The following is a 10,320-nucleotide window of genomic DNA, read 5'->3' as shown; positions in this document are numbered from 1 at the left end:
TCGAACCGATCATGCCGTGGCTAATCGCCTTCTCGGTCATTACGCTGCTGATTAGCGTGATTGCCGTGCCTTGGGTGGTCACCGTGGTGCCCGCCGATTATTTCACTCACCGCTCACGCAGACGCTTGCATCGACGTAATGGCAATTCGCCGATCCTGTGGCTCTGGTTTGTGGGAAAGAATGTACTCGGCGGGATCCTGGTCATTTTGGGCGTGATCATGCTAGTGGCCCCGGGACAAGGCGTACTGACCATCCTGATCGGCCTCGGCATCGCCGATTTCCCCGGTAAATACTACCTGGAGCGGCGGCTCATCGGGCTGCCGGGTGTCCTGCGCACCGTCAACTGGATTCGACGACGCCACGCACGGCCGCCATTGGAGGTGCCCTCGCGTGCCGACTCAGCACGAGGCCGGCGTGCTGGCCAAGTCCGCAAATAAGGGCTCTGAGTAAGGGGCGTCGCAGACGACATCAGGGACGCCGGCCATTTGGGTGGCAATCGATACCGCGCGCTTCATCACCGGCGATACGCGCGGCTGGAAGTGTCAATTCGGTCGCATTATCTGCGGTGAGTCAATCGTAGAATAATGAACGTAACGTGGATCTGTTTGTGACTTCGATTATGTTGGAGGACGGGAAACCGTCGGCGACACGCCGAACTCGCGACAAATCGAGGTACCTTTCGTTTAATCGAGCTGAGCTGAGTATCGAATTCGCTGGCCTGCTCAGGCCGGGGTTGACCCTTTGGCATCGGCATTCGGGCGCACCGGAGGCGGTCCGATGCCCGCATCACATTTGCGCAGATAACTGCACTCGATCGAGCGTGGCCACCGCACACAAAAACAACAACAACACGCTCCAAGGGCTGCACCGTCGCCTGACCACGCTCGTCGGGGAGGCGCGCCGTAACGAGCACAGGCTGAAGCGTTTCCAGGCTCTGGAGTTGCGCCTGATGGCTTGCGCCTCACTTCCTGAACTGCTGCGCCTCCTCTTGTACCGGACACGTGCGAGCTTCGGCTGGGATTTCACTACCTTGCTGCTGCTCGACCCGAAGTTCGAGGTTCGGCGTTTGCTCGAGCGCTCCTGCGATCCCGACCGTGATCTGCCCGATGTGATCTTCACGGCCTCCGAGGCCGAAGTGATAAGGCAGCTCGGTGGCGCGAAACATCCGGTGCTGGGGAACTTCGATCCGCAGACGCACGAGGCGACCTTTCGCCAGCCCGACAGAGCGCCGTCCAGCGTCGCGCTGCTGCCCCTGATACACGACAATCGCCTGATCGGCAGCCTGAATCTGGGAAGCCGTCATGATGGTCGTTTCAAGCGGCACTGCGCCACGGATTTTCTGCAACACCTCGCCGCCGTGGTGTCCGTGTGCCTCGAGACCAGCATCATCCGAGAGCGCCTCAAGCACTTAGGATTGACTGACCCACTCACGGGCGTGAGCAACCGACGTTCGTTCGAGCAGCGTATTAATGAAGCGATCACTGAGGCTATCGATACACGCAGCGCTTTGAGCTGCCTGTTCATCGACATCGACTGCTTCAAGCGGATCAATGACGTCCACGGTCATCAGGCCGGCGATGAGGTGCTTCGCCAGGTGGCGCGCCTCATTCGGGAACAAGTGCGCCGATCGGACATAGTCGCGCGCTACGGTGGCGAAGAATTCGCGGCGCTGCTAAGCCACGCCGACATAAGATGCGCGCTCGAGGTGGCTCAGCGTATTCGCCTAAAAGTTGAACGGCACCGATTCATGCCGGCGGGCGCGGAAATCCGCGTCAGTGTAAGCGTCGGAGTGTCGACCTATACGCCGCGCGGGACACCCCCGAGCGTGGCGCAAATCCGCCAAAAACTCATCGAGCAGGCTGACGCGGCGCTCTATCGGGCCAAGCGCGAGGGGCGAAATCGCATCGCCAGCCAGTGACCGCTTCAGCGTAGGCTTGCCCCCGAACCGCAAAACCCCCATACCTCCTTGAGAACCAGGAGGCAACGCAGGTCACATCAACAGGTCCGCCCTTCTCGCCCCTGTTGTTGCAAGCCCTGCCGGGAGGGCTCATGAGCAAGCGCGAGATCATTCTCCTGCCGGGGGATGGCATCGGCCCGAGCATCGTCGACGCCACCGTACAAGTACTGCAACACGCCGGCTGTGAATTCCGCTACCGCGAGTGCCTTATCGGTCAAACGGCGCTCGATGCAGGCGAAGAATTGATCCCGCAGGAGACGCTCGATCTGATCGAGCGCATTGGAATCGCTTTGAAGGGACCGGTAACCACACCGGTCGGCCAAGGCTTTACTTCTGTCAATGTCGCGCTTCGCAAGCATTTCGATCTCTACGCGAACGTCCGGCCCATTCTCTCGTTCAAAGGGGCGCGGGCGCTGTACTCGGATATCGATCTCATCGTCATTCGCGAGAACACGGAGGGAATGTATTCCGGCGAGGGCCAGCACCTGAGCGCGGATCGTTCCCGCGCGGAGACACTGAGCGTGATCACGCGATTCGAGTCGCAACGTATCATCAATTACGCCTTCGCACTGGCGCGCCGCCTGAAGCGGCGCAAGGTCACCGTCTGCCACAAGGCCAACATCCTCAAAGCCACACAGGGATTGTTCCTCGAGGTCGGCCGAAACGTTGCCGCTCAGTACCCGGACATCGAGCACCAGGAACTGATCATCGACAATACAGCGATGCAGCTGGTAATGAACCCTCATCAGTTCGACGTACTAGTCACCACGAATCTGTTCGGTGACATTATCTCGGACCTCTGCGCCGGGCTCTGCGGCGGCCTCGGCCTTGCCCCCGGCGCCAACATCGGCGACAGCAAAGCGATCTTCGAGGCCGTGCACGGCAGCGCGCCCGACATCGCCGGACAGAACGTCGCCAACCCCTCCGCCATGATCCTGGCGGCCTGCCTGATGCTCGACCACATCGACATGCAGGAACCGGCGAACCGGATTCGTGGCGCGCTACGCGGTGCGATCGAAGCCGGAGACCGCCTCACACGCGATCTGGGGGGAGAGGCAAGCACCACGGACTTCACGCAAGCCGTACTGCAACGGCTCTGACAAGAGCGCTCCGCCCGGGTCGTGACCGCTGTTACCCTAATTCGCTTCAACGACGATGCGGAATGAATCACGGCAGTGCGGGTGCGGATTGCGATTTGCGACGCTACACTGCAGCGACTTTACTGCAATTTTCAGTTCGTCCTGTCGGCCGGAGCGATGCCCGCGCCCGGCGTCGCAGGTCGGGTCGTGCTAGAGCGTTGATGTACGGGCACAGAGAGAGACTTTGCAGTGGAAATCCGTGCGGCAGTAGCAACCGAGGCAAAACAGCCATTGACCGTTGAGACCGTCACACTCACAGGGCCCAAGGCGGGCGAGGTGCTGGTCGAGATCAAGGCGAGCGGTGTATGTCACACCGACGAGTTCACTCGCTCCGGGGCAGATCCCGAGGCGCTGTTCCCGTCCATTCTCGGCCACGAAGGCGCCGGCGTCGTCGTTGAGGTCGGTTCCGGCGTCAAATCCCTCACGCCCGGCGATCATGTCATTCCGCTGTACATACCCGAGTGCCGGGAGTGCAAGTTCTGTCTCAGCGGCAAAACGAATCTCTGCGGCGCCATTCGGGAAACTCAGGGCCGAGGTGTTCTGCCCGACGGCACCAGCCGCTTTTCGCTCAATGGCGCGCCGATCCATCACTACATGGGAACGTCCACGTTCGCCAACTATACGGTCGTGCCGGAGATCGCGTTGGCGAAGATCCGCGAGGACGCGCCATTCGAGAAGGTCTGCTATATCGGCTGTGGGGTGACGACCGGCATCGGGGCCGTGATCAATACCGCGAAAGTGCAACCGGGCGATAACGTCGTGGTATTCGGGCTGGGCGGTATCGGGCTCAATGTCATTCAAGGCGCCCGCCTAGCGGGTGCGGATCAGATTATCGGCGTGGACATCAACCCCGCCAAGCAGGCGCTGGCCGAGAAATTCGGCATGACGCACTTCGTCAACCCCAACGAGATTGAAGGCGATCTGGTGGCGTATCTCGTCTCGCTCACGCAGGGAGGCGCCGATTACAGCTTCGAGTGCGTGGGCAACGTCAAGCTGATGCGTCAGGCCCTAGAGTGCTGCCATAAGGGGTGGGGCACCAGCATCGTCATCGGCGTGGCCGGCGCCGGCGAGGAAATCAGCACACGCCCCTTTCAACTCGTCACCGGCCGCGTGTGGAAAGGCAGCGCCTTCGGCGGCGCGAAAAGCCGCACCCAGGTGCCAAAAATCGTCGACTGGTACATGGAAGGCAAGATCAACATCGACGATTTGATTACCCATTGCCTGCCGTTGGAGCGTATCAACGAGGCTTTCGATCTGATGCACCGGGGCGAGTCCATTCGCAGCGTCATTCGTTTCTGATCGTGCGCCGTATTGGATACGTGAGCTGCGCAACATCAAACCGGTGGGTTCAGCCACCGAGGCAACCGCCTGGAGGAGCCTTCTTCGATGTCGAACGCGGGTGTGGAACTCATTGAAAGCCATCGCTGTTTCGGCGGGCACGTCGAGTTCTATCGGCACCGGTCCACCGCGTGTAATACGACCATGCGGTTTTCGATTTTCCGACCACCCCAGGCGCGGCATGATCAGGTGCCGGTGCTTTATTGGCTCTCGGGGCTCACCTGCACCGAAGAGAACTTCATGGTCAAATCCGGCGCCCAGCGCTTCGCCGCCGAGCTCGGGATCATGCTGGTGGCACCGGATACGAGTCCAAGGGGGCTGAACCTGCCCGGCGAGGACGATGCTTACGATTTCGGCAGCGGCGCCGGTTTCTACGTCAATGCCGTTCAGGATCCCTGGAGCGCGCACTACCGCATGTACGACTATGTGGTTGAGGAATTGCCGCGGGTAATCGCCGACACCTTCCCCGCCGATGCGCAGCGTGTCAGCGTTTTCGGCCACTCCATGGGCGGTCATGGGGCCTTGACCGTGGCACTGCGCAATCCCGAGCGCTACCGTTCGGTCTCGGCCTTCTCGCCCATCTGCGCGCCTAGCCTCTGTCCTTGGGGGAAGAAAGCGTTCACCGCTTATCTCGGCTCGGATGAGAACGTCTGGCGCCAATACGATGCGCACCACCTCGTGCGAAGCACCGCCGGTCAACTGCCTCTGCTCGTCGATCAGGGCACGGCGGATCCCTTCATCAACGAGCAGCTCATGCCGTGGGAGCTGGAAAAGGCCTGTCGCGAGTCCGGTTACCCCTTGACACTGCGTTCCCACGCCGGATACGACCATAGCTTCTATTTCATAAGCACGTTTATGCGCGATCACCTCGCCCATCACGCGAGCGCGCTGGGTATCGCAGGGCCGACGTCCTGGATCGTCGATTGAATGTTTTGGGAGCGTAATCGCATATCGAGTGCATCAGTGCAAGTAGGCGTGGCGATCCGCCCGAATGGCGACAAGTCGCGCGGCTTTGATATTTGATATAATTGCCAGCAAGGCTTTGCACGCGTGATTGATTCCGGGCAGCGGTGCGGCCGAGCGACGCTGCCGATAAGCCAAATGGGAGCACGGCTATGAAACGTTGGGTGAAACCGGCCTTTATCAACCGTCGTCTTGGCTTTGAAATCAACCTCTACGTCAATACCCGCTAAGTTTGCCCTCGGATCCCGAATCCGTTAGTGGGTCCGGCGACTGACCACTCGCTGCAATGGAGCTTCTAGTCCTCGGCTCGGCGGCAGGAGGTGGTTTTCCCCAATGGAACTGCCGGTGTCCTAACTGCGCCGGGCTGCGCACGGGGCGGATACGGGGGCAGCCACGCACGCAATCGTCCATCTGTATCACAGGGGACAGCGATAACTGGCTTCTTATCAACGCCTCACCCGACATCCGCCAACAGCTTACGAACACCCCAGACCTCCTCCCGGCACGAGCAAGCCGCGACAGCGGTATCAAGGCGGTGTTGTTGATCGATAGCCAAATTGATCATACCGGCGGCCTGCTCACCCTGCGCGAAGGCAAGCGGCTGCAGCTCTATACCACGGCGGCCGTCTACGAGGATCTGACCGGTGCCCTTCCACTGATCCGGGTACTTGAACGTTATTGCGGGAGTACGTGGCACGAAATTCCCACTGACGGGTCGGATTTCACCGTGGCCGAAGTTCCCGGACTCGAGTTTCAGGCGGTTCCTCTCGCGGGCAAAGCCCCGCCCTATTCCCCGCATCGCGTCGCGCCGCGAACGGGCGAGGCCATCGGGTTGTTCGTCCATGACCCGGCCACGGGCGGGAGCGCTTTCTATGCACCGGGGGTGGGGCGCATCGACCCGCCGCTGCTGCACTCGATGGCACGGGCCGACTGCATCCTGCTCGATGGAACCTTTTGGAGCGAGGATGAAATGCTGCTTCGCGGCGTAGGAGAAAAGCGCGCGGCGGACATGGGACATTTGCCCCTGAGCGGTCCGGGCGGCTTGCTCGAGGTGCTGCGCGGCCTCGAGATCCAGCGCAAGCTTCTAATCCATATAAACAACACGAATCCCATCCTGGACGAGGATTCGCCTGAGCACCGGCAACTGGCTCGGGAGGGTATCGAACTCGCCTGGGATGGCATGCGATTACGGCTGTAAGCGGGAGAGTCAGGGGCGATGGGCATACCGCCGGAAGGCCCGGGCAACCCGGAGCGTCTCGAAACGAGGTTGCGAGGGCTGAGTAAATATTACCATAGCCACCATCCTTACCAAGTGATGATGAATCGCGGCGAGCTCTCGCCTCGACAGCTCCAGGGCTGGGTTGCCAACCGCTATTATTATCAGATCAGCGTGCCGCTGAAGGATGCGGCCTTGATCTCGCAATGCCCCCATCGCGCCGTGCGGCGGCGCTGGGCACGCCGACTTCGCGAGCACGACGGTTGCACGGGCGAGGAAGGCGGGATCGAGGCTTGGATCAACCTCGGCGAAGCGGTCGGCCTAAGCCGCGAGGAGATGACATCAGAGCGTCAAGTCCTGCCCGGTGTTCGCTTCGCGGTGGACGCTTATGTGAACTTTGTGCGGCGGCGATCTTGGATCGATGGCGTATGCGCCTCGCTCACCGAGCTCTTCGCGCCGGCTGTCCATCGCGAACGACTGGCCAACTGGCCGAGGCATTATCCGTGGATCGATCCGGCTGGCTTGACGTACTTTCGCAGCCGCATCGATACCGCCGAGCAGGATGTGCAGTACGGACTCGCTTTGGTGCTCGAGCACTTCAACACCCCGGAAGGCGAAAACCAGGCGGTACATATTCTGAAGTTCAAGCTCGAGGTGCTCTGGACCATGCTCGATGCGATGTATTTAGCCTACGTAATGAATATGCCGCCATTTTTCACCGCTCTCGAGAACCGCTGAGAGATGGCTGAGCTGACGACGCAGACGATTGTGCAACTCAGCCCTTTCCACCGGTTGCAGTGGGAGGAGGCGCAGGAGGCGTATGTTCTGCTCTACCCGGAAGGAATGGTGACTTTGAACAGCAGCGCAGGCGACATCTTGGCCCGCTGCGATGGTGCCCGCAATCTGGCCGAGATCATCGTCGAGCTGCAGCAGCTTTATTCCGAGGCCGATGAGACGAGCCAATTGACGGCGGACGTACTTGAGTTCGTGGAGGTGGCCTGCAATGAAGGATGGCTTCGCACCGTCTGAGCCCCCGCCGCCCCTATGGCTTCTGGCCGAATTGACCTACGCCTGTCCACTGCAGTGCCCTTACTGCAGTAATCCCCTTGCGTTCGCTCGTTGTCGCCCGGAGCTCGATACGCCGAGCTGGCTGCGGGTACTGCGCGAAGCCCGCGCCCTGGGTGCTTGCCAGCTCGGCTTCTCGGGAGGCGAGCCGTTGACACGCAGCGACCTCGAGGAGCTGGTCGGCGAGGCCCGTCAGCTCGGCTATTACAGCAACCTCATTACCTCCGGTGTGGGCATGGATGCGCGTCGCATCAGCGCATTACGCGGTGCCGGGCTCGATCACATCCAAATCAGCGTTCAAGCCAGCGAGTCCGTTTTGAATGATTTTCTCGCCGGTACGCCGGCATTCGCCCACAAGCTCGAGATGGCACGCCAGGTGAAGGCGAACGGCTTCCCGATGGTTCTCTGTTTCGTCCTGCACCGCCACAACATTGCGCAAATCGACTCCTTGTGCGAGCTGGCAAGCCGTCTCGGCGCCGATTACGTAGAGCTCGCCAATACCCAATACCATGGCTGGGCGTGGCTCAATCGCCGCGCACTGCTGCCCAGCCGCGAGCAAGTGGAGCGGGCAGAGGCGAGCGCGCGCCGCTGTCAGGAACGTTACGCGAACAGCATGAAGATACTCTACGTCGTGCCGGATTACTTCGAGCGCCGACCGAAGGCGTGTGTGAACGGCTGGGGCCGCGTTTTTCTCGCCGTCGCCCCCGATGGCACCGCGCTACCCTGTCACGGAGCGGCCGAGCTACCGGGACTGAAGCTCCCCAATGTGCGCGAGAGCGGCCTTGCGGCAATCTGGCGGGATTCCGAGGCTTTCAATCGTTTTCGCGGCTTCGATTGGATGCGCGAACCATGCCGAAGCTGTCCGGAGCGGCAACGGGATTTCGGCGGCTGCCGCTGCCAGGCGTTTCTGCTCACCGGCGATCCCCACAATACCGATCCGGTGTGCGATAAATCCCCGGAACACCAACGGGTGGTCGGACTTGCAAATGCCGCGGCGGACGTCCCGGCCAAGCCACTACGTTTTCGCAACGCCCGTAACTCTCGCGGCTACGTCAGCCCAAAGGGATCGGGATAAGCACGAAAAAAGCGCGCATCACCTGCCCTTACTCCCCTTGCCCGCTTTCGGCGTGGGCACTTTACCCTTCGATGATCGCGGCAAGCGCAACAGGGTCTCCCTATTCAGCCTAAGCGCCAAATCGCTGTTGAAATGCGCCCGGCCAGCTGCTATTGTGCAGTGCAGCAAGTCCGGATAGGCTGGATTTTGCCTCGGTAATGCAAGGAGATCGGAATGAGCACTACCCCCCCAAACCAGTTAAACGACCAGTTCGAGCGATTCCTGACCGGCCCGACCCGTGCCTTCATGGGACTCGGGGTCGACCATCTGGAGAAACTATTCAACGTCCAGCTCGAGGCGACAAAGGCTTATACGCAGCTCAGCCTTCAGCAGGTGCGCGCGAGCCTTGCCATTCGCGAGCCCAAGGACTTGGAAAACTATGTCCAGGGCCAGCAGGAGGCCGTCAAGACCCTGGGAGAACGGGTAAAGGGCGATGCCGAACTAGTCGTCGCGCTGAACCGGGAATTCGCCGAGAAGGCACAGCGCCTGGCGCAGGACAGCGCCAGCAATCTCGGCAAGGCCGCTCAGCAATAAGCGCCAGCCAAGGCCCGAGGCGAAGCCGCCGGATCACATCTCCACCGGCGGCTTCGCTCATTCGCCCCTGCTACGGCGCCCGCGAATACGGCGCGCCAGCCGCTCCACTACTCGCGAGCCTCGGGACCGATGAGCGTCCAAACATCCTGCCCGGCGCGACGCCATTGAAATGCCTGACCAAACCCTCTGACGTATCGGCCCTCAAACGGCTGCAGCCGGAATAATCGAAAATCGGCAAGGCCGCTGAGCTGACTGACAACGGCACCGAAATACTTGCGCATCAGCTCGATGCGCGACGTCCACTCCGGCGTACCCGCGGCAATCGGCAAGACCGCGCAACGATAAGTGAGGCGACGACGAGCAAAGATCTGCCGTGCCGTGTGTTCCGGCTCAATGAACAAAAGGCTCGCTTCGGGCAGCGTTTCCAGGTTGCGCGTATGCTGGGCCAAGCGGCTGACGAAAATATAGAAGTTGCCCGTTTCGTCGCACACGTACGGCGCGTAACTCGCTTCCGGAGAGCCCGCCGTACCGACGGTAGCCAAAATCACGCTGCGTTGCGATTGCCGCAGCGCCGTCAACTCGTCGATTACTTCATCCGCCGCACGTTCGGGCCGCTGGGTCATGATTTCGAAATGGCAATCCGGCGCGACCCCACCGCTTGCAGCGAATGCCACAATCCCGTCCTTCGCCCATATGCCGCTCTCGCCCGCGCCGAGTACCGCCGCACCTGGCGAGAGCGGCTCCGAGGGCAGAATGTCATCACGACATCCTGCGCCGGCGAGACCGGTGCGTCAGTTCCCATGCGCTCGCCCTTCGATGCCCATGCGCTTGGGCGCGCCGCCGACCACACGGACAGCCAGGAGGGGTGGTCCTAATCATGCCGCGGGCTCCTCTCGCTCGTCAGCAAGGTGAGGCGTAACAACTGGCCCATCCGAGCCGTTGAACGATCGATGGCACGAAAGGCATCACGATCGACCTGCTGACAGATAACCCC

Annotated in this window: 12 protein-coding genes; 11 read left to right on the top strand and 1 reads right to left on the bottom strand. The window is 61.2% G+C overall.

Annotated features, from left to right (window positions below):
* The 11 genes from AC52Q4_RS09835 to AC52Q4_RS09785 all read left to right on the top strand — a co-directional run.
* Positions 1-437: PGPGW domain-containing protein (locus AC52Q4_RS09835; protein WP_495536621.1), on the top strand; the 437-nt coding region annotated here is incomplete at its 5' end.
* A gap of 383 nt (positions 438-820) precedes the next feature.
* Positions 821-1,918 carry a sensor domain-containing diguanylate cyclase gene (locus tag AC52Q4_RS09830; RefSeq protein ID WP_495536620.1) on the top strand — a complete coding sequence of 366 codons (1,098 nt, stop codon included), beginning with the start codon at positions 821-823 and terminating at the stop codon, positions 1,916-1,918.
* A 131-nt stretch (positions 1,919-2,049) separates the two neighbouring features.
* Positions 2,050-3,057: an isocitrate dehydrogenase gene (locus AC52Q4_RS09825; RefSeq protein WP_495536619.1), complete on the top strand. Its 1,008-nt coding sequence runs from the start codon at positions 2,050-2,052 to the stop codon at positions 3,055-3,057.
* Positions 3,058-3,285: 228 nt separating this feature from the next.
* Positions 3,286-4,395: an S-(hydroxymethyl)glutathione dehydrogenase/class III alcohol dehydrogenase gene (locus AC52Q4_RS09820; RefSeq protein WP_495536618.1), complete on the top strand. Its 1,110-nt coding sequence runs from the start codon at positions 3,286-3,288 to the stop codon at positions 4,393-4,395.
* An 87-nt stretch (positions 4,396-4,482) separates the two neighbouring features.
* Positions 4,483-5,361 carry an S-formylglutathione hydrolase gene (fghA, locus tag AC52Q4_RS09815; protein WP_495536617.1) on the top strand — a complete coding sequence of 293 codons (879 nt, stop codon included), beginning with the start codon at positions 4,483-4,485 and terminating at the stop codon, positions 5,359-5,361.
* Positions 5,362-5,549: 188 nt separating this feature from the next.
* The gene (gene pqqA, locus AC52Q4_RS09810) at positions 5,550-5,627 is read left to right on the top strand and encodes a pyrroloquinoline quinone precursor peptide PqqA (protein ID WP_495536622.1); all 78 of its coding nucleotides are present in this window, start codon (positions 5,550-5,552) and stop codon (positions 5,625-5,627) included.
* Positions 5,628-5,683: 56 nt separating this feature from the next.
* Positions 5,684-6,595, top strand: coding sequence for a pyrroloquinoline quinone biosynthesis protein PqqB (gene pqqB, locus AC52Q4_RS09805; RefSeq protein WP_495536616.1), 912 nt, complete (start codon positions 5,684-5,686; stop codon positions 6,593-6,595).
* Between the two features lie 18 nt (positions 6,596-6,613).
* Positions 6,614-7,351 carry a pyrroloquinoline-quinone synthase PqqC gene (gene pqqC / locus AC52Q4_RS09800; protein WP_495536615.1) on the top strand — a complete coding sequence of 246 codons (738 nt, stop codon included), beginning with the start codon at positions 6,614-6,616 and terminating at the stop codon, positions 7,349-7,351.
* Positions 7,352-7,354: 3 nt separating this feature from the next.
* Complete coding sequence (pqqD, locus tag AC52Q4_RS09795) at positions 7,355-7,642, top strand: pyrroloquinoline quinone biosynthesis peptide chaperone PqqD (protein ID WP_495536614.1); 288 nt, start codon at positions 7,355-7,357, stop codon at positions 7,640-7,642.
* Positions 7,617-8,753 carry a pyrroloquinoline quinone biosynthesis protein PqqE gene (pqqE, locus tag AC52Q4_RS09790; RefSeq protein ID WP_495536613.1) on the top strand — a complete coding sequence of 379 codons (1,137 nt, stop codon included), beginning with the start codon at positions 7,617-7,619 and terminating at the stop codon, positions 8,751-8,753. Before pqqD ends, pqqE begins: the two co-directional genes overlap by 26 nt.
* Positions 8,754-8,966: 213 nt before the next feature.
* A complete protein-coding gene (locus AC52Q4_RS09785) occupies positions 8,967-9,326 on the top strand; it encodes a phasin family protein (RefSeq protein WP_495536612.1) in 360 nt (119 codons plus the stop codon).
* Positions 9,327-9,433: 107 nt separating this feature from the next.
* Here AC52Q4_RS09785 and AC52Q4_RS09780 read toward each other — a convergent pair whose 3' ends face one another.
* A complete protein-coding gene (locus AC52Q4_RS09780) occupies positions 9,434-9,949 on the bottom strand; it encodes a HugZ family pyridoxamine 5'-phosphate oxidase (protein ID WP_495536611.1) in 516 nt (171 codons plus the stop codon).
* Between the last annotated feature and the right edge of the window lie 371 nt (positions 9,950-10,320).

The sequence above is a fragment of the Nitrococcus sp. genome (assembly GCF_059432795.1).
The sequence above is the reverse complement of the archived record's forward strand: the minus strand, read 5'-3'. Positions and strand labels throughout refer to the sequence as shown.